Below are 23,469 nucleotides of genomic sequence, written 5' to 3' on the forward strand. Positions count from 1 at the left end.
CATCCCAGGCGATTTCCCATGACCCAACAGGCCGCCGAAGTCGCGAAACGCCGCACTTTCGCCATTATTTCCCACCCGGATGCGGGTAAAACCACCATCACGGAAAAACTCCTGCTGATGGGCAAGGCCATTTCCGTCGCCGGTACGGTCAAGTCGCGTAAATCCGACCGTCACGCCACCTCCGACTGGATGGAAATGGAGAAACAGCGTGGTATCTCCATTACCACGTCCGTGATGCAGTTTCCGTATCGCGACCACATGATCAACCTGCTCGACACCCCGGGCCACGAAGACTTCTCCGAAGACACCTACCGCACCCTGACGGCGGTCGACTCGGCCTTGATGGTCCTCGACGGCGGTAAAGGCGTCGAGCCACGCACCATCGCGCTGATGGATGTCTGCCGTCTGCGCGACACGCCTATCGTCAGCTTCATCAACAAGCTCGACCGCGATATCCGCGACCCGATCGAGCTGCTCGATGAAATCGAAGCGGTCCTCAAGATCAAGGCGGCGCCGATCACCTGGCCGATCGGTTGCTACCGGGACTTCAAGGGTGTCTATCACCTGGCCGACGACTACATCATTGTCTACACCGCAGGCCACGGCCACGAGCGCACCGAAACCAAAATCATCGAGAAGCTCGATTCGGACGAAGCCCGCGCCCACCTGGGCGATGAATACGAGCGCTTCGTCGAGCAACTGGAGCTGGTACAGGGCGCCTGCCACGAATTCAACCAGCAGGAATTCATCGACGGTCAGCTGACCCCGGTGTTCTTCGGCACCGCGCTGGGCAACTTTGGTGTCGATCATGTACTCGATGCCGTGGTGAACTGGGCGCCCAAGCCGCTGGCACGTGTGGCCAACGAGCGCACCGTCGAGCCGGCGGAAGAGAAATTCAGCGGTTTCGTGTTCAAGATCCAGGCGAACATGGACCCCAAGCACCGCGACCGCATCGCCTTCATGCGTATCTGCTCGGGCCGTTACGACAAGGGCATGAAGATGCGCCATGTGCGCCTGGGCAAGGACGTACGGATCGGCGACGCGCTGACGTTCTTCTCGTCGGAGCGCGAGCAGTTGGAAGAAGCCTACGCCGGCGACATCATCGGCTTGCACAACCACGGCACCATCCAGATCGGCGACACCTTCACCGAAGGCGAAGCGCTGGGCTTCACCGGTATTCCGCACTTCGCCCCGGAGCTGTTTCGTCGCGTCCGCCTGAAGGACCCGCTCAAATCCAAGCAACTGCGTCAGGGTCTGCAACAGCTGGCCGAAGAAGGCGCCACACAGGTGTTCTTCCCGCAGCGCAGCAACGACATCATCCTCGGCGCCGTCGGTGTGCTGCAGTTCGATGTGGTCGCCAGCCGCCTCAAGGAAGAATACAAGGTCGAATGCGCCTACGAGCCGATCACTGTGTGGTCAGCGCGCTGGATCGACTGCGACGACAAGAAGAAGCTCGAAGAGTTTGAGAACAAGGCGGTGGAAAACCTGGCAGTGGACGGCGGCGGTCACCTGACCTACCTCGCCCCTACCCGCGTGAACCTGGCCCTGATGGAAGAACGCTGGCCCGACGTGAAATTCCGCGCCACCCGCGAGCACCACTGACCGGCCGATGGCGTCGCTGGGTGACGCGGAGCGTCACGAACGGCATTCCCACGCTGGAGCGTGAGGAACGATAGTTCTGTAACTATCGTGCCGATGCTCCGCGTCGAGCGTGAGGAATGATAAGCGTCCGAGAGAACATCTATCGTGCCGACGCTCCGCGTCGAGCGTGAGGAATGATAAGCGTCCGAGAGAACACCTATCGTGCCGACGCTCCGCGTCGGCATGCAGTTCTGGACGCTCTGCGTCCTGCCCCGAACTTGCGGCGCGGCGCAGATCTGTGACGCAGAGCGTCACAAACGGCATTCCCACGCTGGAGCGTGAGGAACGATGGGTGTCTGAGAGAACACCTATCGTGCCGACGCTCCGCGTCGGCATGCAGTTCTGGACGCTCTGCGTCCTGCCCAGAACTTGCGGCGCGGCGCAGATCTGTGACGCGGAGCGTCACCCACGGCATTCCCACGCTGGACCGTAAGGAACGGTGGGCGTGTCCGAAAGTACGCTCCGTATCCTCTTCTGGCTGGCATTCGCTGATCTGGATCAACCATTCAGCGCAAAATGAGAATTAATCTCAATAGAGCCTTGCTATTATCCCGATAAGAATTATTCTCATCTGACTTGCACAGGAGATGAGACATGACCTATTTGATCGATGCATGGCTGGACAGACCCCACCCTTACCTGAGAATTCTCCATCGCGAGACAGGGGAAGTGTGTGCCGTACTGGAAGAGGAAGCGCTGGAGGAGTTACGCGATCAGGGCGATCTGGATGTGTGCAGCTTGAGTTCCAGCGAGCCATTGGTGCTCAAGGAGCTGGTGAGAAACCTGTTTCTGTTCTGCTACGCGCGGGCGTTGCGCCCCATGGGTGAGTTGCACTGAGCATGAAGCATCAGCACAACTGCGTCGCTGAACGAATCGGCGCGATTCGCTCAGCGACCATCTGCATCGACCGCGTCGCTTACAGAACGTCCAGCAGTTCCACGTCAAACACCAGCACGCTGTGCGGTGCGATGCTGCCTACGCCCTGAGCGCCGTAAGCCAGTTCGCTCGGCACGTGCAGACGCCATTTGCTGCCGGCGTTCATCAGTTGCAGCGCCTCGGTCCAGCCGGCAATCACGCCGCTGACCGGAAATTCGGCCGGCTCGCCACGATCGTAGGAGCTGTCGAAGACGTTACCGTCGATCAACGTGCCGTGGTAGTGAACGCGTACCTGGTCTTCACGGGTTGGCTTGGCGCCAGTACCAGCGGTCACGACTTCGAATTGCAGACCCGAAGCCAGCGTGGTCACGCCTTCGCGCTTGGCGTTTTCAGCCAGGTAGGCCTTGCCGGCGCCCGCAGCCTGTTCAGCCTTGGCGGCTGCTTCAGCCTGCATGATTTCGCGGATGACCTTGAAGCTGGCGGACATTTCTTCCTGACCGACACGGCTTGGCTGACCGCCAAACGCATCGCGCAGGCCCGCCACGATGGCTTCCAGATCGACGCCCGGTGGCGGGTTGTCGCGCAACTGATCGCCCAACTGACGGCCAATGCCGTAGCTGACGCGGGTTTCGTCGGTGGACAGATTGACTTCGGACATGACACTGCTCCGCATGGGGGCATACAGTCAGTGAGCGGTTGAGGCCTGATGGCCGTCACTTCGACACTCGCTGATACACCCCGGACAAAAGGCCGAGCAGCCTAGCACAACAGACCGGAAACGTCCTACAGCAGCGGTGGCTAACTTCTGACGATCAGCACCATGAAGAATGAAACGAGATCGGCAGGCGCATTTCGGAACGGTCATTGACCGGCATGCCGCACAGCTCATCATGGACCACGCAATGGACCAGGTAAAAAGGCACCACCGGTATGTCCTTGAGCAGCTCCCGGGCATGCTCTACCGAGCGAAGATGCAGGGTCTTGCCCGCCGGGTCCTTGAGCATCACCGAAGTGCCATTCATGCGCACATCCAGCAGATAGATGCCGCCTTCGATGGAGATCAGGTTCAGCTCATCGACCCGCCCGGCTTGGGCGTGGTCGGTAAATTCCTGATAATTCATGATCGAACCTCCTGCGCAAATGCCTGATGCATCGGAACGGACGTTTTACAACACACAGCGCCGACATGCCAGAAACGATAACGCCCGCCCCTGTCATTCCATGTTGTTTCAGTGCTTGGTGACCTTGTCCAGATAGCCCATCGCAAACGCCGATATCACGAACGTCATGTGGATAATCACGTACCACATCAGGTATTCGGGCTTGATGTTGGTGGCGTCCATGAACACCCGCAACAGGTGGATGGAAGAAATCGCGACAATCGATGCTGCGACTTTCATCTTCAATGAAGACGAATCCATGGTGCCCAGCCAGTTGAGCTTTTCCTTGTCATCGTCGATGTCCAGTTGCGACACGAAGTTCTCGTAGCCGGAGATCATCACCATCACCAGCAAGCCACCGACCAGCGCCATGTCGATCAGCGACAACAACACCAGAATCAGGTCAGCTTCGGCCAGCGAGAAGATGTTGGGAATGACGTGAAAGATTTCCTGGAAAAACTTCAGACACAACGCCAACAGACCAAGGGAGAGGCCGAAATAGATCGGCGCCAGCAGCCAGCGCGATGCGTACATGGCATTTTCAAAAAAACGTTCCATTGATACTCGCAAGGTGTTTTAAAAGAGCGGGCGAGTATATCAGCGGTAATGCGCCGCTCTGAGCGTGCGACAAAATATCGCACAGCGGCAGTTAGCGCACTTGAGGAAACGGGTTGAAGGCTAGAACAGCGACGAACTCTGACAGACAGTCCTGTCGCTATCGATACGGCGCAATTCAGCCTGTATGTGCAGCGTCCAGATAGGCACGTCATCGGCACATTGATAACCATGCAACGACAGGCTTTCAATAACGCTGGTGAGCACCGTTTGCGCTGCGGGCAAGCCTTTGAAAGGCCCCTGGGACTTGATTGCGGAAGGCTGTTCTTCGGCCATACCGGCGGCGAAGAACACCATCCACTGTCCGTTGTCATGAGGAAGAGGCCGGATGACACACTCGATGCGGGTCATCAGCCCCATGCATTCTCGGGTAAGGCAAAGGCTACGCGGCATGATGCGCTCCTGTTCAGCAACAGTATTCATCCGTCCCATGAAGCAGAATGCACGCCAATCTCTTTGGCCACTGCGATCACCTCAAGACTAGAAGAAAACCACCCGGCGAGAAACCATCTCTGATGAACGGAGCACCGGACGGTTTGGCACCGCCCGGTTCCTGCGCAGTCAGACCTTGAGTTCAGGCTGCAACTGCGCAGGCTCCTTTTCCAGCTCTTCCTTGAGGTCTTCGTCGCTGAGCATCTCTGCGATATCGCGCAGACGCTCCACGACACGCGCATTGACGCTGCCCTCAGGGAATTCGCCATGCTCGTCGGGCGCACCGGCAGGTTCGCCCACCAGCAGGCTCAGCGCCTCATCGGCCTGACGTACTGCGTAGATGTGGAATTGCCCGGCACGAACAGCCTGTACCACACGCTCATCCAGCATCAGCGTGGTGACGTTGGCGTGCGGAATGATCGCCCCCTGCTCACCGGTCAGCCCACGTGCTTCGCAGAGGCGGAAGAAGCCCTCGATCTTTTCATTGACCCCGCCCACCGCCTGAACTTCGCCAAACTGGTTGATCGAGCCGGTAATCGCGAAGCACTGCTTGAGTGGCGTGCGTGACAGCGCCGAGATCAGCGTGCAGACCTCGCCCAGCGACGCACTGTCGCCGTCCACGTAACCGTAGGACTGCTCAAGGGCGATACTCGCGGAAATCGCCAGCGGGAACTCCTGGGCATAACGGCTGCCGAGGTAGCCGGTAAGGATCATCACGCCCTTGGAGTGGATCGGCTGGCCAAGGTTGACCTCGCGCTCGATGTCGACGATCCCGCTGCCGCCCGGGTAAACCGTGGCGGAAATCCGCGCGGGCACGCCGAAGGCCGAGTCACCAACCTCCAGAACCGTCAGGCCGTTGCACTTGCCGACTGCCGCGCCGTCAGTGTCGATCAGGATCACGCCAGCCATCATGTCATCGAGAATCCGCGCCGAAACTCGCCCGGTACGGGTGGCCTTGGCCTTGAGCGCACGCTCGATATGCCCGGCGTCGGTCTTGTCGTCGTTGGCCAGCTGGCGGATGAAATCGGCCTCGCTGACCAGCTGGAACAGGTCGCCGATACGCGCCGACAAACGCCCCTGATGCTCGGCCAAGCGGGCGCTGTAAGTCGCCAGTCGTGCCACCGCGTCAGCGGTCAGAGGTGCCATGCCCTCCTCCGAGGTCCGGGTCTTGAGCAACTGAGCGAACTGCTCGAGCGTTTCATCGACCATCGGAATCTCTTCATCGAAGTCGACCAGCACCCGGAACATCTCCTGGAAGTCAGGATCGAGGTCTTGCAGGGTGTAGTACAGCGAACGCGAACCGATGATGATGATTTTGACGTTCCACGGAATCACTTGCGGCGTCAGGCTCACGGTGGCAACACGGCCGAGCTCGCCCAGCGGCGACTCCATCTTCAGCTTGCGCGATTGCAGGGTACGCTTGAGCGCATCCCAGACGAACGGCTCGCCGAGCATCTTCTCGGCTTCCAGAATCAGGAAACCGCCGTTGGCGCGATGCAGCGCGCCGGGGCGCAGTTGCCGGTAGGTGGTGTACAGCGCGCCCTGATCGGTGCTGTATTCGATGCGCCCGAACAGGTTGTCATAGGTGGGGTGTTGTTCGAAAACCACCGGCGCACCGCCATCACGGGTATTCCCGACCACCAGACTCGGGCTGTACTGCTCTTCCAGCAGCTTGCGCGCCTGGGCATCGGTCTTGGCATCATCGACCAACTGCTCGACCAGCGTCTTGAGCAGGTACACCTGCATGGCCTGCAGGTAGGCGCAGACCGCAGCGTTCTCGGCGTACTTTTCCGAAAGCGGTGCCAGCAAGGGTTGCAGGGTCAGGGTGATGGTTTCTTCATTCAACTGACGCAGCTGATTGTTGGACTCGCGCTTCCACTGCGGCAGGCTGGCCAGCTCTTCGTTGAGACGCTCCTCGAGCGCGGAGATATCTTCGTGAAAACGCTCGCGATCCGCCTCGGGCAGCTGCGAAAACTCGGCCTCGTCCAGCGCCTTGCCGTCGGCCATCGGCGTGAACGCGATGTTGGAGCTGTCGCGATACAGCGCGATGTCTTTCTCCAGCGACAGGCGCTCGATGACATCAAGAGCACGGTCGTAGCGCTGATTGAACGCACGGTCGATCGAGCTTTTCTTCTGCTGATACGAGGGGTGCTCGAAAACCGCCGGGAAGGTCACCAGCAGGTTGTCGATCAGACCGCCGATGTCGGCGGTGAACTCATGAGCAGTACCTGGTGGCAGCTCCAGCGCCTTGGGTTCGCGGGGCTCGTCGAAGTTGTTGACGTAGACCCAGTCCGACGGCGTCTGCATCCGCTTGCCTTCGGCCTTGAGGTAGCGTTTGACGAACGAAAAGCGCCCGGTGCCGGGCTCGCCCATGACAAACACGTTGTAACCGGGGCGCGGCATGGCAACGCCGAACTGCAGGGCCTCTACGGCTCTCTCCTGGCCAAGGACACCGCGAAAGGGTTCGAGCTCGTGGGTGGTCGCAAAGCTGAACTGCTCAGCGGAAAACGGACGGGTCAGCGCGTTGGGCGCCAGGCGTAGGTTGGCTGCGACAGAATCGGGCATCAGTAATCCTTACATCAGGCGGGGCAGATGTCGGCATTCTGGCGCTCGCTGTACACGACTTGCAAGGCAGGAAAGAGTCGAAAAGCATTTGCGTGTCTACCGCCAGGAGCCGCGTCCTGAAAAAAGCCGTTTTCAGGTAATAATCTGTAATCACTCACGGAACCCTTGGAACGTGCCTAAACTCCAAACTGAACAGGTGGTTGCTGGCTGGCCATCTGTCTTGATGTAACGACTCAAGAAACTCGACCCTTGGCTGAACTAAAAAGAGAAAAAGCTATGAAACGGATTCTTCTTGGAACGCTCTTCGCCGCTGTATCGATCAACGCTATGGCTCAAGCACCAGGCGGCCCTGACTGCGGTTGGGGCAACATGCTGTTTGAAGGTCAACGCGGTACTCCAGCTCACTTCCTGGCTTCGACCACCAACGGTACTTCGGGTAACGCCACCTTCGGCATGACCTCCGGCACCAACGGCTGCTCCACCAACGGCGCACTGACCTATGGCGGTAAATCCTGGCTTGCCATGAACGGCATGATGGATGAACTCTCCAAGGATATGGCCATGGGTCAGGGCGAAGCACTGACGACCTACGCTGTGGTACTGGGCGTTGCACCAGAAGACCGCGAGCACTTCGCCGCCGTCACCCACGAGCACTTCTCGCAAATCTTCAGCAAGGCCGACGCCACTGCCGAAGACGTCCACACCAACACTGTGAATGTTCTGAAAAACGATCCGACTCTGGCCAAGTACGCTACCCAGGCTTAAAGTCGCTCGCCCGCCCTTTCTTCGCAAAGGGCGGGATCCCCTTTTCTGATTAGTTGCCCTCTATGCTCAAACGTCTTGTATCGCTGGCGCTGTTCGTCTGTGCCCCTTTATCTGCGGCACCTCATGCCAGCGCTGACCGTTTGCAGCAACTGGCCAATGAGCCGTTCTGGATTTCCCTGGGTCACTACGAGGCCGGCAAGCTCGGTGGCTGGCGCAGCTACGTCACAGACCCCAAATTCTTTCTCGCCGCCGACGGTGCGCATGACCCTAAGGCAGAGCTCAGCGCCACGCTGGAGGCGATTTACGCCCCCGTGACCAATGAGCAGACCCACGCCCAGTGCGTATACCCGGCACGTACCCGCTGGCTGCGCGACCAGTTGCACCTGACTGACCTGCCAACCCCGGACTGCAAGGAATTCAAAGCCTGGTACAAGGATGTGGCGCCGGACAGCACGGTGCTGATTTTCCCGGCCGCGTACCTCAACAGTCCCTCGTCGATGTTTGGCCACACGCTGCTGCGCATCGATCCGGCCAGCGCGAAAACCAACAACACCACACTCTTGAGCTATGCGATCAACTTCGGTGCCTACATCGAAGGCATGGACAACAGCATTCTGTACGCGTGGAAAGGTCTGGCAGGCGGCTACCCGGGGTTGTTTGCGCTGGTGCCGTATCAGGAAAAACTGTCGGAATACCGCAGCCTGGAAAACCGCGACCTGTGGGAATACCGGCTGAACCTGACTGCGGAAGAAACCGGGCGCATGGTCGAGCACGTCTGGGAGCTGAAACAGATCCGCTTCAGTTATTTCTTCTTCGACGAAAACTGCTCCTACCGGCTGCTGGAATTGCTGCAGGTCGCCCGCCCGGGCCTGAAGCTTACCGATCAGTTCGGCCTGACCGCGATCCCGACCGATACGGTCAAGGCGATCAAGGCCGCCGGGCTGGTGGAGAAGATAGATTATCGCCCGTCACGCGAACGCGAGTTGCTGAGCCGCGCCGAACCGCTCGATGCAGACGAGCAACAGTGGGTATTGAAGGTCAGCGCCGATCAGAAACAGCTGCACAACAGCGAGTACCTCGCGCAGCCCAAAGAACGCCGCGCGTTGATTCAGGACGCCGCCTACCGTCTGGAACGCTACCGCGCCAACGGTCTTGAGCGCGACACGCAGCGCTCGCAACGCAGCTTCGAGCTGTTGCAGGCGATCAATCAGAACCCGCCGCCACAACTGGACATCCCGCGCCCCGGCCTGCCGGAAGAAGGCCATGAATCACGTACCTGGCAGCTGGGAGCGGGCACCCGCGGTGACAAGGCGTTTGCCGAATATGGCCTGCGCATGGCCTACCACGACCTGAACGACAACGCCTATGGCTTCCCGCTGGGTGCGCAGATCGAGATTCTTCAGCTCAAGGTGCGCCAATATGAAGGCAACGACTGGCAGGTGCAGCAACTGGACCTGGCGACCATTCGCTCGCTGACTCCGCGTACCGAGCTGCTGAAACCCTGGTCATGGCAAGTTACCGGCGGCCTGGAGCGGGTTCTCGGCAGGCATGGCGACGAGAACCTCGTCAGCCATGTCAACGGTGGTGGCGGCGGCACCTGGAAACTGACCGACGACATGCTCGGCTTTGCACTGGGCACGGTGCGGGTCGAGCACAACAACGATTTCGCCGAATTCATCTCCCCCGCTGCGGGCTTTAACACTGGCCTGCTGTGGCGCAACCCGCTGGGCAACCTGAGCCTGGAAGCCAAGGGCGACTATTTCACCAATGGCGAAGTGCGCCGCAGCGTCAGCCTCAACCAGCAATGGGAGCTGTCCCGCAACCTCGGCCTGCGCCTGAGCGCCCAGCGCGAATTCAGCCAGATGAGCTCGCCACAGAATGAAGTGATGCTTGAGGTGAAGTGGTATCACTACTGACCGGCTCGGTGGAAACGGCCGGCAGTGTGTCGCGAAAATAAAAGCACACTGCCATTACACGTTCCCTACATCGCTTTTACGAATAACTCACAAATTACCTTCTAGACTCCTCTCATAAGCAGAGGGAATCACCATGAAGCGGTATTGGCTGTTGTTGTCGCTGGCCATCGTGCTGGCGGGTTGTCAGTCCACCCGTGACCAGATGCTGGCCGAGGGTTATCCGCCGGGCTTTGCAGACGGCTATCAGGATGGTTGCAGCAGCGGCAGGGACGCAGCAGGCGCCACGACCGGCCAATTCCGCAAAAACGTACCCCGTTACTTGAAAGACAAGCTCTACGCCCAGGGCTGGACCGATGGCTTTCGTCAGTGCGAGACCTCGCAGGACAATCGCGACCGGCTTGATCCTGGCCAGGTCTTCAATGAGCGTGATCGCGCCTGGGAGCAGGAAAAGACCCGCAGTGCCGCCAAGGCCTATCGTCCGAACTGACCCGCAAAGCGTGGAAAATCGACGAAACCAATGATGTCCTGCTGTGGCCCAAAGCCTATTAGGGAGGACTTTTCATGAGCCGCGCATTCGTAAACGAAGACAACGCTGCCGCCGAGGCCGAACAACCGGTAGAGCGGCTGGTCAGCACACAGATCAACTACGTCACTGCCGAAGGCCTGACCCTGTTGAAGAAACACGTCGGCAGCCTGCAGGCGCAGCACAGTACGCAAACTGCGTTGGGCGAAGCGGCGGACAAGCAACGACTGGCCGACCTGGAACGCGACCTGCGCTACTTCAACCAGCGCCTGCAAAGCGCGCAGGTCGTTGCACCGGCCGTGTCGACCGAAAAAGTGCAGATCGGCAGTTGGGTGACGTTCGCGGATGAACAGGATAACCGCCAGCGCGTGCATCTGGTCGGAGAGGATCAGGCCGATGCAGCCAACGGGCTGATCAATTGGGGATCGCCACTGGGCCGCGCCCTGATCGGCGCACAGAAAGGCGATGAAGTGTTGTGGCAGCGCCCGGCAGGCGATCAGTCGATTGAAGTGCTGCTGATCGAACCTGACGCGTGAGCCAGGCCAGCCAACGGCAGCGCCGCTCCTTGCAAGGAGCGGCGCGTGCCTGAACGCTGATCAGGCCAGCTTTTTGTGACGCACACGATGCGGCTGGGCAGCCGCTTCGCCCAGACGCTTCTTGCGATCGGCTTCATACTCGGTGTAGTTGCCTTCGAAGAAGATCGCTTGCGAATCGTCTTCGTACGCCAGGATATGCGTGGCTACACGGTCAAGGAACCACCGATCGTGAGAGATCACAATGGCAGCGCCCGGGAAGTCCAGCAGCGCTTCCTCCAGTGAACGCAGGGTTTCCACGTCAAGGTCGTTGGACGGTTCGTCGAGCAGCAGCACGTTGCCGCCCTCTTTCAGGGTCAGCGCCAGGTGCAGACGACCACGCTCACCACCGGACAGGTCCTTGACGAACTTCTGCTGATCGCCGCCCTTGAAGTTGAAGCGACCGACGTAGGTACGCGACGGAATCTCATAGTTACCGATACGGATCACATCGGAGCCGTCGGACACAGCCTGGAACACCGACTTGCTGCCGTCCAGGTCATCACGGCTCTGGTCCACACAGGCCAGCTGCACGGTTTCACCGACTTCGATGCTGCCCGAATCCGGCTGCTCCTTGCCCATCAGCATGCGGAACAATGTCGACTTACCGGCACCGTTACCGCCGATCACGCCAACGATGGCGCCTTTGGGCATGGAGAACGACAGGTTGTCGATCAGCACGCGGTCGCCATAGCCCTTGGTGACGTTCTTGAACTCGATAACCTTGTCGCCCAGACGCGGACCGGCAGGGATGTAAATCTCGTTGGTCTCGCTGCGCTTCTGGAATTCCTGCGACTGCATTTCTTCGAAGCGTTGCAGACGCGCCTTGGATTTGGACTGACGCGCCTTGGCACCCTTGCGGACCCATTCCAGCTCGTCTTTCATGGCTTTTTCGTGCGCGGTCTGCTGCTTGGATTCCTGCGCCAGACGGTCGGACTTGGCTTCAAGCCAGCCGGAATAGTTGCCCTCGTAAGGAATACCGGCGCCGCGGTCGAGTTCCAGAATCCAGCCAGCCACGTTGTCCAGGAAGTAACGGTCGTGCGTGATCGCAACCACAGTACCCGGGAAGTCGTGGAGGAAATGCTCCAGCCAGGCGACCGAGTCGGCATCCAGGTGGTTGGTCGGTTCGTCGAGGAGCAGCATGTCCGGTGCGGAGAGCAGCAGGCGGCACAGCGCGACACGGCGCTTCTCACCACCGGAAAGGACCGAAACCTTCGCATCCCAGGCCGGCAGGCGCAGCGCGTCGGCGGCGACTTCCAGCTGACGCTCCAGGTTATGGCCATCGCTGGCCTGCAGGATGGATTCGAGCTTGGCCTGCTCGGCCGCCAGCTTGTCGAAATCAGCGTCCGGCTCGGCGTATTCGGCGTAGACCTGATCGAGACGCGCCTGGGCGTCCTTGATCACGCTGACCGCCTCTTCCACGACCTCACGGACCGTCTTGTTCGGATCAAGTTGTGGCTCCTGCGGCAGATAACCCACATTGAGCTCCGGCATCGGACGTGCTTCGCCATCGAACTCGGTGTCGACACCCGCCATGATTTTCAACAGCGTGGATTTACCCGAACCGTTGAGGCCCAGCACACCGATCTTGGCACCGGGGAAGAAAGACAGAGAGATGTTTTTCAGGATTTCACGCTTCGGCGGCACAACTTTGCTCAGCCGATGCATGGTGTAGACGTATTGAGCCATGAAATGAAAACCTAGCGTCTGTAATGAGGACCGATTTGGGTAACGAGCTTAAAGCTCCGGCCGGAAAAAAGCTTTTATTTGTCCTTGAGACTTGCCGCGGGACCGTTCCGAGCCTTGAATAAACTCAGTTGGAAACCTGTCGGGCAGTGCTGGCAAATATAAAGCCTGATCGATATTGCAAAAAGTGGAGTCACTCATGCAGGAGTCGGTGGAGACCACGCGTTGCGCAAAGCTACCCGAATGCTGCGTGCAGGGCAAACGATACGGCCCAACGGGACTGGCACTTTGCCACAACTAAAGGCATGCTAGCCGCCCTCTTTGGGCGACCCGCCTATTTTACATAAAGCACCACTGCTTCAGTCCAGCAGTCAGGAACAGCGATTTGCCCACTTCAACGCCTCTGTCGTCATCCAGTGTCGCTACAGACAGTGCGACCAGGCCTCTGCGTGGGTCAGTGAAAGGCGTGTTGGCGGGTCTGGTTCTGGTGGTGCTTGCCCTGTTGCTCTGGCAACTGATCGAGCAGTTTCACCAGACTCAGGAGCGTCAGCGTCAGCGCAGTCTGGAGTACAGCGTGCAGCTGTCCGACCGGATGAGTCTGAACATGGCGCTCAAGGCGCAGATCGCCATGAACCTGCTGGACGAGGCGCTCTCCTCCGGGGAGCAGCTGGAGCAGCCGACGACGCTGGTGAACCTGCGCACTGCCCTGCCCGCGCTGCGCAGCGTCGCCCGCCTGAACCCGGCGGGTGAGATTGTCAGTGACAGCGCCGAGGCCTCGCGCGACGCTGAGTTTCTCGGACGGGCCATGAAACAGGCGCGAGGTCGCCCCTACTTCTATACCAACTCCGAAGACGGCAACCAGATTTATATACTGATTCGCCTGGGCAACGGCGTGAGCGGCGATTACTGGGCATTGCGCGTGGCGCCCGACGCTTTGAAGGAACTTGCCAGCCAGCCGGCTCAGGACTTTCAGTACCTGTGGCGTCTCGAACAGCGCAAGACGCAGCGGGTCATTCTCCATGAACCGGTGGCCGCCAACGACGCGGACAGTGGCCTGTCCGACACCATTCTGCTTCAGCCGCTGAGCAACAGTGACTGGCAACTGCGGGGGCTGTTCGACACCTACAAGGCCCGCAGCGAACTGCTTGCGCCGCTGATCGGCAAGTGCCTGATCGGCGTGCTGCTGTCGATCCTGCCGTTGATCGCGCTGATGAGCCTGCGCAGACGCCAGCGCCAGATGCTGCAAAGCCGACGCCGCTACCGGGATATCTTCGAGGGCGCGGGCGTCGCAATCTGTGTCATGGACATGTCCGGCCTGCAGGAACAACTGGAAGCACTCGAGGTCATGAACGGCGAGGACTTCGAGCGTCTGCTCAAAAGCCAGCCCGCCTCCCTGAAACGCCTGTTGCAGCAATTGCGCATCAGCGAACTCAACGAAGTCGCTCTGAGCCTGCTGGACATCGAGCACCGCGAACAGGCATGGCAACCGTTGATCGAGGGTGAATCGCGCTCGCGTCCGGGGGTCGGCATTCCGATCATTCAGGCGGTTCTCGCCGGACAGCCGCGACTGGAACTGGAAATCTGCCTGACCCGTGCAGGCGGTCAGGATCAGCACCTGTGGCTGGTCATGCGCCTGCCCGAGACACGCGGCGACTTCGATGCCGTCATTCTCAGCATTGGTGATATCACCAGCCGTAAACAGGTCGAGCTGTCGTTGCTGGACCGCGAGAGCTTCTGGTCCGACGTGGTCCAGACCGTTCCCGACCATCTGTACGTTCAGGACGTGCTCAGCCAGCGGGTGATCTACAGCAACCACCACTTCGGCTACACGCTGGGTTACAGCAAGTCAGAACTGCACGCCATGGGCGAGTTCTTCTGGGAAGTCCTGCTGCACCCCGACGACGCCCGACACTATCAGGACATGCGCCTGCGCCAGCGTCACCATGGGCACAATGAATTACTGCAAAGCGTGTTGCGCTTTCGGGACCGCGAGAGCAACTGGCGGAGCTTCGACATTCGCGAACAGGCACTGGCCTGGGACGCAGAACACCGGGTCACCCGCATCATCGGCATTGCCAAGGACATTACCGAGCAGGTCGCGTCCAGCCAGTCGCTGCGTGACAGCGAACAGCGTTACCGCATGCTCGCCGAAAGCATCAGTGACGTGATTTTCTCCACCGACGGCCGGCTGGCAGTCAACTACGTCAGCCCTTCGGTAGAACGTGCGCTGGGCTACAGCGCCGAGTGGATCATACAGAACGGCTGGTCCGCCGCGATTGCCAACCCCCAGCAAATAGTCGGTTTTGATGCGCTCATGAGCCGCATCGACAAGGTCCTCGACAAACCTCAGGAACTCGCCAGGCTGCGCGAAGAAGTCACCACCCGAATGTTCCTGTTCGACTGCCTGCGTGCCGACGGTCGCAAGATCCCGGTGGAACTGCGCGTGGTGCTGGTGTGGGGCGAACACGGCAATTTCGAGGGCATCTTCGGCGTGGGCCGGGACATCAGTCAGCAGCGTCGGGCCGAGAAAGACCTGCGCATGGCTGCCACTGTATTCGAGCATTCGACATCCGCCATCCTGATTACCGACCCCGCCGGCTATATCGTGCAGGCCAACGAGGCCTTTACCCGTGTCAGTGGCTATGAAGTGGCTCAGGTGCTCGATCAGTTGCCGGGCATGCTCACCGTGGAATCAGAACAGGAAACCCGCCTGCGCCACATTCTCAGGCAGTTGAACGGACAAGGCACGTGGGAAGGTGAAATCCGGCTCAAGCGCCGTAACGGCGAACACTACCCGGCCTGGGTCGGCATTACCGCAGTCCTCGACGACGAAGGCGATCTGGCCAGCTACGTGTGCTTCTTCAGCGATATCAGCGAACGCAAGGCCAGCGAGGACCGTATCCACCGTCTGGCCTACTACGACGCGCTGACTCACCTGCCCAACCGCACCCTGTTCCAGGATCGCCTGCATTCGGCGCTGCAGCACGCCGAGCGCCAACAGGCCTGGGTCGTGCTGATGTTCCTCGACCTCGACCGCTTCAAACCGATCAACGACTCCCTGGGGCATGCCGCGGGCGACCGGATGCTGCAGGAAATGGCCACGCGGCTGCTCGCCTGTGTGTCGGTGGATGACACCGTGGCCCGCATGGGCGGTGATGAGTTCACCCTGCTGCTGGAACCGGATGAAAGCCGTGAAGCGGCGCTGAATCGCGCCATTCACGTCGCCGAACGCATTCTGACCAGCCTGATCACGCCGTTCGTGCTGGAAGGCCGCGAGTTCTTTGTGACCGCCAGTATCGGCATCGCACTCAGCCCGCAGGACGGCAAGGAACTGAGTCAGTTGATGAAGAACGCCGACACGGCGATGTATCACGCCAAAGAGCGCGGCAAGAACAACTTCCAGTTCTATCAGGCCGACATGAACGCGACCGCGCTGGAGCGTCTGGAGCTGGAAAGCGACTTGCGCCACGCCCTGGAGCAGAAGGAGTTCACCCTCTTCTACCAACCGCAGTTCAGCGGCGACGGCAAACGCCTGACGGGCGCGGAAGCCCTGTTGCGCTGGCGCCATCCGCGCCGCGGGCTGGTGCCGCCCAACGACTTCATCCCGGTGCTCGAAGAGCTCGGGCTGGTCGTGGAAGTCGGCGACTGGGTCCTGGCCGAAGCCTGCCGTCAACTCAAGCACTGGCATCAGGCCAGGGTTCGCGTGCCCAAGGTGTCGGTCAACATCTCGGCACGGCAGTTCTCGGACGGTCAGCTCGGTAAACGCATCGCCCACATACTCGAACAGGCCGGCCTGTCACCCGCCTGTCTGGAACTGGAGCTGACCGAAAGCATCCTGATGCGCGAAGTCAACGAGGCCATGCAGATACTCGATGGCCTCAAGAACCTCGGCCTGAGTATCGCCGTCGATGACTTCGGCACCGGCTACTCGTCGCTGAACTACCTCAAACAGTTCCCGATCGACGTGCTGAAGATCGACCGCACCTTCGTCGATGGCCTGCCGTCCGGAGAGCAGGACGCCCAGATCGCCCGCGCCATCATCGCCATGGCCCACAGCCTGAACCTCTCGGTGATCGCCGAAGGCGTAGAGACCCACGAGCAACTTGAGTTTCTCCGCGAACACGACTGCGACGAAGTCCAGGGCTACCTGTTCGGCCGCCCGATGCCACCTGCCCAGTTCGAAGCGCAATTCAGCAACGACGCGTTGTTCATGCTGGATTGAGGGCCAGTTCTCGCAACGTCGCCATCGTCCATTTGAACGATAGCCGAACCCTTGAATATGAGTAGACTTGAGCCACTGCCTCGCACAGCGTCGACGACAGCGAGCGCTCTACCCATAACAAAGAACACAAGGGGGTAGCATGATCAGCGATACAACGTCCCTGGACAGTGTTTCCTGGCAGGTCGTGGAAGCCTTGAACAAGGTGATTCTCGCGCTTCAGACCGAGGTCAGCAGTGCGTCTATCTCTACGTTTCATCAACAGGCACTTGAGCGGGTGCGCGCGCTGGTGCAGTTCGACAAGGCCTGGTGGGGCAGATCCACCTGGCGTGACAACTGGCCCGTCGAGCACAGTTCCTTTTTGCTCGGCCTGCCCTCCGGTTACGCCGCCGAGTGGGAGCAACTCAAGACCTCGGATGCCAGCGTCGGCAGAATGCATCAGACCCAGGGCGTCTGTCAGGTCATTCACTGCACGGCAGCGGATGCCCCTCCCGCGCTTGCCGACCTCGGACGCCAGTACGACCTTTGCTTCGCGCTGGGCATAGTCCTGACCGACCCGCACACCCAGCAGGGCGTGCATTTGACGCTGTTTCGCTCGGCCGACCACACGCCCTTTTCGCCCTTGGACAAACGCCTGATCGAGTGGCTGATGCCGCATCTGATCGCCGCTGAACAGGCCAGTTATCTGCGCACGCTCACGACCCTGCGGGAAACGCAGGGGGCCTACGATGAGACCGCCATGGCGGTGAGTGATCGTTACGGCGTGCTGCTTTCCATGGAGCCTGCGTTCGCGTCGATGCTGGCCTCGGAATGGCCCGACAGGCCGTCCAATCGTCTGCCCCGACAGTGCAACCCTCAAGCGGGCTATTCGAGCCATAACCTGCACATCACGTCGCAGCCGGTGGGCGACCTCGTTCTATTGACGGCGCGCCGACGCAGCAGCCTGGAACTGTTGAGCACGCGCGAACTTCAGGTCGCCCGAGGCTTTGCGGTCGGACAGACGTACAAGGAAGTTGCACGCAACATCGGTATGTCGCCCTGCACCGTCCGGCACCACTTGAGAAAGATCTACAACAAGCTCGGTGTCACCCGTAAAGCGCAGATCGCCCAGTTACTGCATTTGACTGACGGCTGACGCCAACGCGCTCTATCCCCATTTCCGGTTTTTCCAATAACTGCCACCCCGCAAGGGAGGGCTGTGCTCGCCCATAAAAATAACAAGGCACTTACCGATGTCATTAAAAAACCACTTTCTCAGCGCTTCAGGGCTCGCCATGGCGATCCTGTGGTTATCGTCCACAGCGTGCGCCACCGAGAATGCGGCGCCCACGACAGCCGCTGGCGTTTTCGACTTTGGCGCAGGCTTCATGCCGCCCAACACCCCTAATGGCACCGTCGGCATGCGCATCAGCAACTACCACGCGGATGTCATCAAGGACAGCCACGGCAATGACAGCCCCAACGACTTCCAGATCAACGTCCTGGCGATCGGCCTCGCCTACTTGCGAATGACCGATCAGGCGTTTTTGGGGGCCCGCTATGGTTTCGCGGTGGTGCCGATCTTTTTCAAGATGGATGCAGACCTGGGCGTGAACGTCGGGGGGCAACGGGTAGTCAGCGACAGCGCAGCGCTGTTTCGCCAGGCGGACCTGCAAGTGGTGCCGATCATCCTGGACTGGAAGCTCGGGCCGGGGCTGGGCATCAATACCCAACTGATGATTCAGGCGCCCACCGGGGACTATGACAAAAACCGCCTGGTCAGCCCTGGCACCCATCACTGGACGGTCTCTCCGCTGTTGAATGCGACCTACGTGTCACCCGGCGGCTTCGAGGTTTCCTCGAGTTTCCAGATCGATATAAACGCGCGTAACCCCGACACCGATTACCGCAGTGGCGTTGAGTACCGGCATGAGTTTGCAGTGGGCCAGCATGTCGGCGACTGGACCGTCGGCATCGGCGGCTACTACTACCGGCAGCTGTCGGACGACGACGCGCCGGGGCTGACCCGCGGCAATCGCGCGCGGGTACTCGCCGCAGGCCCTGCAGTGAGTTACTTCAAACCCGGCTCAGGTCTGCCGCCCATCTGGTTGCACGCCTACAAGGAGTTCGACGCCCGCAACCGTGCCGAGGGCTACACCGTGGCGCTGCGTACCGGCATCAGCTTTTAAGTGGCGTGCGCACCGCGACGACACGCTTTCAATCCTGGAGACGATCGATGAACGACCTGCACGAATTATTCAATACGCTGGACGGCCGTGGCCTGGCAACACTGGTACGCAATGGCGAGGTGAGCCCCGGCGAGCTGCTGGAAACCGCAATCGCGCGGGTCGAGCAGGTCGAGCCCGGCCTGAACGCCGTCAGCGAAAGGCTTTACGAGCAGGCGCGCAGCCAGGCGAGCGGAAGCAGCGTCAGACAGGGCGTCATGGCAGGCGTACCGACCCTGGTGAAAGACATGTTCACCCCGATGACCGGAGCACGGATGACCAGTGGCTCGCATGCGCTGGGCGAGTTTCGCTCAAACATCGACTGCGAAATCGTCAGCCGGCTGCGCCAGGCCGGCTGCCAACTGATCGGAACGACCACCGCCCCTGAATTCGGCGTGTCCTACAGCACCGAATCGCAACGCTTCGGCGCGACCTGCAATCCATGGAATCTGCAGCACAGCGCGGGCGGTTCCAGCGGGGGTGCCGCCGCTCTGGTTGCGGCGCGCGCCATCCCCTTCGCTCATGGCAACGACGGCGGCGGCTCGCTTCGCGTACCGGCCTCCTGCTGCGGCGTATTCGGCTTCAAGCCCTCGCGCGGCCTGCTGCCGTCCGGCCCGATGGTCGGCGAGGGCTGGGCAGGCCTGAGCACCGCTCATGCGATTACCCTGTCGGTAGGCGACAGCGCCGCCCTGCTTGATGCCACTGCCGGGAGTGACCTGGGGGCTCCCTATGCGGCGCCCATGCCAGCGACGCCCTTTGCACACGCTGCAGGACGCGATCCCAGGCGCCTGAAAATCGCCTTGATCTCGGCAATATCACCCTGGCCGGCCGAACCGGAAGCCCTGGCTGCGCTGCAACACACTGCGGCCTTGCTGGAGGCGCTCGGGCATTACGTGGTCCCGGCGACGTTGCCGGTTCAGTTACCTGAATTCCTCGATGCGACGTTCGACATCATCGGCTCACACACCCAGGGCTACCTCGATCTGTTGGGCAAAATGCGCGGTTTCCCGGTGGCCATGGACGAAGTGGAGCCGCGCACCCGCGTGATTCTGCGCGAACGCGGGCAACTGCCTGCAACACGCTACATTTCCGCGGTCGAATCGATGCATGCACTGGGCCGGGCGATGGCCGGTTTCTTCGAAGAGTACGACATTGTTCTCACCCCGACGCTCAACCGCGCGCCGCCCCGCCTGGGGGAGCTGGCCTTCGACGACGACAGCCGCTCCCTGCAGGACTTCATCGCGCTTTCGCACCGCTACTCGCCCTACACGGCGATCTTCAACGCGACAGGCCAGCCGGCCATGTCCGTGCCCCTCTACTGGACAGCCGATTCGCTGCCGCTGGGCTCTCACTTCGCCGCGCGGTTTGGCGACGAACTGACCTTGCTGAGCCTCGCCGGGCAACTGGAACGCGCCCAGCCGTGGGCCGCACGCAGGCCGCCGCTAAACGCTTGTGCGGGTTGATGCGAAGGGATTATTGGCGGTGGCGAGACCACCGCCTGCGTTGCAGGCGGCGGTCTGCCGGCTACAGGCTTATGGCTCGCCAGCCGCTTGCTGTGCCGGCGTCGGGTGCGACCCGGTCAGGTACCGGAAGCGGTCGTAGAGACCCGCCACTACCTGCCCGCCTGCGATCCTGCCCGGAATTGCCGTTTGCAGGGTGCCGACCGCGCTCCCCAGACGCGAGGTGCCGACGTAATTCCCGGCCCAGGACGCAGCCGCCCTGCCAGCCTGATGCGCCGCCTTGCCTTTGTCAGTCAGGTAGCTCAAGCCTTTGCCGGCTGCTGCGCCAGCCACTTCTCCAACCATACCGGGAAGCGTGAGGTTGGCTGCGGTCAGGACCGCAGCACCGGAGGCATAGCCTTTGATCCCCTTGTCGAGAAAATTCCAGACTTTGTTGACGCCCAGAAACCCTGTCATCACCAGATTCAGGCCGACGATTTCCTTGAAGACCTGAACCGCCTTTTGCATGTCGACTTCAGGGTTCATGGCCAGCTTGAGCATCTCCGATACGCACCAGACGCCGTCCGCCGCGTAATCGGCTTTGCCGACCATGCTTTTCATCAACATCACCAGCGCCGCACCGATACTCGCCGTCAGGGCCACCAGGCCCAGTTTGGTGTAGAAGTCAGGGTCCGCCTTGCGCTCCCCCTCGGCCAGTGGCAGACCTGCGCGCAGGGCATCGGCGCTTTCGAACCTGGCCTGAAACTCGCTGCTCTTGGTGCCCAGGTACGTCAGGCTCGAGTTCATGATGTCGGTGATGCTTTTGTCTTGCTTGTACAATTCGGTCGCCACTTTCATCTGCTGGGCAAAATGCTCGCTGACGTCGAAATGCCTGACCACGGCAAGATGGTCTTCCTCCGGGATGCTGGCGTTCCCGGTGTCTTGCCTGGAAAGCTTGCTCTTGGCGAGCTTGAAGGCGGCGACGATCGATTCGCGGTTGAATACGCCCAGCGTGGCTGCGCCCGATGCCACGGCCGTTGCGATACCGAAGCCGACCTGCTCCAGCAGGTGTTCGTTCCTGGCAAAGGTGGGCTGCGCCACGATGGCGTTGGCCAGCACGGTGACGAAGTAGCGGTTCAGGCCGTGATCGACATTGGTCCGCGCGTTGGTCAGCTCGTTCATCATCAGGCCAGCCATGAACACTGCGTTCTTGGTGAAGTGGGCAACCAGCGATGAGCTGTAGGAGTTGTCCTTGCTGACGAACGCCACGGCCAGTGGCAAGGGTGCCAGCGCGAGCAGCATCGCCGGACTTGCAAGGATGCGACTCTTGAACGAGGCACCGTTCTTGAGCGTGCCCAGTTCGGCATTCATGCTTTGGTTAAGGCTGAGCAACTCATCTTTCACATCAGAGGGTAGCCCCGAGCGGCTCAACACTGCAGGCAACTGTTCGTTGTGAGCGCGCCAGGCGTCGAGTTGACCCTGGCCGTTGGCCTGAACGATTGCGCCCAACATGTCACGCTCGGCTTCGCTCAGCGCCGACGATGGTTTTTCCAGCAGCGTCTTCACAACGTCGGACGTCGTGGTAGCAGCACTGGGCAAATGACCAAGACGGGCCAGTTGCTCCTCGCTCAATACCAGCGAACCGTTGGCCAGCGCCAACCGCAGTTTTTCATCGAACCCCATGCCGCACCGGGCCTCGATGTCTCCTTCAGGGGCGAAGGGCAACGGGGTATTGCTGACGATATCGCGTTGTTCCTGCGTGAGATGCAGCACATGCTTGTTCAGGAAGGCATGCATCTGATCGGGCGACAGGTGTGGCGCCGGGGTGCGCATCAAGGCCAGCAACCCCTTGTCGTCCATTGGCGCGAGCGCCCCATAGGCATCAAACTTGCGCACCAGATTGCCGCCGGCCTTGAGCAATGCCTGGCTTCTCGTCAGCCGGGGCTCGGCAGCCTCATGGCCAGGTGCAGGTGCTTCGCCTGGCTCGATGGAGATTGCTTCCAGCCTCGGCAAAATGCCGTGTTCGCGCAATAGCTGCAGCAGCGCCCCCACCACTTCCGCCAGCTCGCGCAATTCATTGCAGGCAGGCGCGTCCTGGCAATTTTCGGTCAATGCCTGCAATGCGCCGGGCAACGTCTCCAGGTCATTGAGCGTGTCGGCATGTGAGCGCAGCAGACTGACGACCGCTTCGGGTTGACGCTGGAGGCTGTCATTCAACTCCGCAGTACGCTGCTTGGCCGTGTGAACGAAATGGCTGAAGAGCGTGTAAGACGAAACAACGGGGGGCTCTGCGCCCAGCGTCTCGGGATCCAGATGAGTCAACGCCAGCAGATCCGGAATCGCCCGGGCCAGAGCGGGCGTCCGGGCAGTCAAACGAGCGACGGATTGGTGCAGCCGCGCCGTCCTGAGCCCCTCGCAGGCCAGCGACAGTGAGTCGTGAGATGCATGAGAAGCAGGCATATCGGCCAGCCGACCAATACAGCGCTCAAGCAGGTCTTTCAGCGCCGGCGCCTGATCCTCGCTGGCAAGTTGGTGCCAACCCTGCTCGGTCGTGGCGACCTCGGCCAGGCTGTGGCAGAGCTGGGCAACTGTGGGCCAGGACGGCTGCTGTTTATCCAGCTCACGCTGAAGAGCAGACAACAGACGAACAGAGTCCTGCGCTGGCGCGGTCGAGGTGCGACCAAATGCCACAGCCAGCTCGCCGGAGGCAAAAAACGCCACGGTACGAGCCTGCTGCGGGGTTCGCTCACAAACGCCGGTGGCACCGGAGGACGCAGGAGCAACGTCCGGCAATGAGGAATGAGAGGAGCGCGTTATCTGGGAGGGCATCATGGGCGTTTTCCCTATTGTCGGTGG

At 60.6% G+C, this 23,469-nt stretch carries 17 protein-coding genes; 10 read left to right on the forward strand and 7 right to left on the reverse strand.

Annotated features, from left to right (window positions below; translation table 11 throughout):
* Positions 1-18: 18 nt before the first annotated feature.
* Positions 19-1,602: a peptide chain release factor 3 gene (locus KUIN1_RS22275; RefSeq protein ID WP_003396266.1), complete on the forward strand. Its 1,584-nt coding sequence runs from the start codon at positions 19-21 to the stop codon at positions 1,600-1,602.
* 633 nt (positions 1,603-2,235) lie between these two features.
* Positions 2,236-2,478, forward strand: a complete 243-nt coding sequence (locus KUIN1_RS22290) for a PA4570 family protein (RefSeq protein WP_002555214.1) — start codon at positions 2,236-2,238, stop codon at positions 2,476-2,478.
* Positions 2,479-2,557: 79 nt separating this feature from the next.
* Here the strand turns inward: KUIN1_RS22290 and KUIN1_RS22295 are convergent, their stop codons facing one another.
* From KUIN1_RS22295 to KUIN1_RS22315, 5 genes are all read right to left on the reverse strand, one after another.
* On the reverse strand, positions 2,558-3,175 hold the full coding sequence (locus KUIN1_RS22295) for an FKBP-type peptidyl-prolyl cis-trans isomerase (protein ID WP_003419060.1): 618 nt from the start codon (positions 3,173-3,175) through the stop codon (positions 2,558-2,560).
* A 154-nt stretch (positions 3,176-3,329) separates the two neighbouring features.
* Positions 3,330-3,638, reverse strand: a complete 309-nt coding sequence (locus KUIN1_RS22300) for a DUF6482 family protein (protein WP_103713600.1) — start codon at positions 3,636-3,638, stop codon at positions 3,330-3,332.
* A gap of 108 nt (positions 3,639-3,746) precedes the next feature.
* The gene (locus KUIN1_RS22305) at positions 3,747-4,235 is read right to left on the reverse strand and encodes a TIGR00645 family protein (protein ID WP_103377879.1); all 489 of its coding nucleotides are present in this window, start codon (positions 4,233-4,235) and stop codon (positions 3,747-3,749) included.
* A 120-nt stretch (positions 4,236-4,355) separates the two neighbouring features.
* A complete protein-coding gene (locus tag KUIN1_RS22310) occupies positions 4,356-4,685 on the reverse strand; it encodes a PA4575 family protein (RefSeq protein WP_032607618.1) in 330 nt (109 codons plus the stop codon).
* Positions 4,686-4,853: 168 nt separating this feature from the next.
* Complete coding sequence (locus KUIN1_RS22315) at positions 4,854-7,289, reverse strand: Lon protease family protein (RefSeq protein WP_011268923.1); 2,436 nt, start codon at positions 7,287-7,289, stop codon at positions 4,854-4,856.
* Between the two features lie 276 nt (positions 7,290-7,565).
* Between KUIN1_RS22315 and KUIN1_RS22320 the strand changes: the two genes are divergently transcribed.
* From KUIN1_RS22320 to KUIN1_RS22335, 4 genes are all read left to right on the forward strand, one after another.
* Entirely contained in the window at positions 7,566-8,054 is a 489-nt protein-coding gene (locus KUIN1_RS22320; RefSeq protein ID WP_002555221.1) for a DUF3015 domain-containing protein, read from the forward strand.
* Positions 8,055-8,116: 62 nt separating this feature from the next.
* Entirely contained in the window at positions 8,117-9,970 is a 1,854-nt protein-coding gene (locus KUIN1_RS22325) for an Lnb N-terminal periplasmic domain-containing protein (RefSeq protein WP_011268924.1), read from the forward strand.
* Between the two features lie 133 nt (positions 9,971-10,103).
* Positions 10,104-10,457, forward strand: a complete 354-nt coding sequence (locus tag KUIN1_RS22330) for a lipoprotein (protein ID WP_003368687.1) — start codon at positions 10,104-10,106, stop codon at positions 10,455-10,457.
* Positions 10,458-10,531: 74 nt separating this feature from the next.
* The gene (locus KUIN1_RS22335; protein ID WP_058822748.1) at positions 10,532-11,029 is read left to right on the forward strand and encodes a GreA/GreB family elongation factor; all 498 of its coding nucleotides are present in this window, start codon (positions 10,532-10,534) and stop codon (positions 11,027-11,029) included.
* A gap of 60 nt (positions 11,030-11,089) precedes the next feature.
* Here the strand turns inward: KUIN1_RS22335 and ettA are convergent, their stop codons facing one another.
* Positions 11,090-12,754 carry an energy-dependent translational throttle protein EttA gene (ettA, locus tag KUIN1_RS22340; protein ID WP_003399986.1) on the reverse strand — a complete coding sequence of 555 codons (1,665 nt, stop codon included), beginning with the start codon at positions 12,752-12,754 and terminating at the stop codon, positions 11,090-11,092.
* A 382-nt stretch (positions 12,755-13,136) separates the two neighbouring features.
* Here ettA and KUIN1_RS22345 point away from each other — a divergent pair, with 382 nt between their 5' ends.
* From KUIN1_RS22345 to KUIN1_RS22360, 4 genes are all read left to right on the forward strand, one after another.
* Positions 13,137-16,973, forward strand: coding sequence for a sensor domain-containing protein (locus KUIN1_RS22345; protein ID WP_152092305.1), 3,837 nt, complete (start codon positions 13,137-13,139; stop codon positions 16,971-16,973).
* A 139-nt stretch (positions 16,974-17,112) separates the two neighbouring features.
* The gene (locus KUIN1_RS22350; RefSeq protein ID WP_011268927.1) at positions 17,113-18,105 is read left to right on the forward strand and encodes a helix-turn-helix transcriptional regulator; all 993 of its coding nucleotides are present in this window, start codon (positions 17,113-17,115) and stop codon (positions 18,103-18,105) included.
* A gap of 97 nt (positions 18,106-18,202) precedes the next feature.
* The gene (locus KUIN1_RS22355) at positions 18,203-19,138 is read left to right on the forward strand and encodes a SphA family protein (RefSeq protein ID WP_032611585.1); all 936 of its coding nucleotides are present in this window, start codon (positions 18,203-18,205) and stop codon (positions 19,136-19,138) included.
* A gap of 47 nt (positions 19,139-19,185) precedes the next feature.
* The gene (locus KUIN1_RS22360; protein ID WP_024660888.1) at positions 19,186-20,637 is read left to right on the forward strand and encodes an amidase; all 1,452 of its coding nucleotides are present in this window, start codon (positions 19,186-19,188) and stop codon (positions 20,635-20,637) included.
* Positions 20,638-20,706: 69 nt separating this feature from the next.
* On the opposite strand, the gene KUIN1_RS22365 is transcribed toward KUIN1_RS22360, so the two are convergent.
* Complete coding sequence (locus KUIN1_RS22365) at positions 20,707-23,445, reverse strand: HopW family type III effector protein (RefSeq protein ID WP_103713597.1); 2,739 nt, start codon at positions 23,443-23,445, stop codon at positions 20,707-20,709.
* Positions 23,446-23,469 lie beyond the last annotated feature (24 nt).

The sequence above is a fragment of the Pseudomonas sp. KUIN-1 genome, assembly GCF_009176725.1.
Taxonomy (GTDB): domain Bacteria; phylum Pseudomonadota; class Gammaproteobacteria; order Pseudomonadales; family Pseudomonadaceae; genus Aquipseudomonas; species Aquipseudomonas fragariae.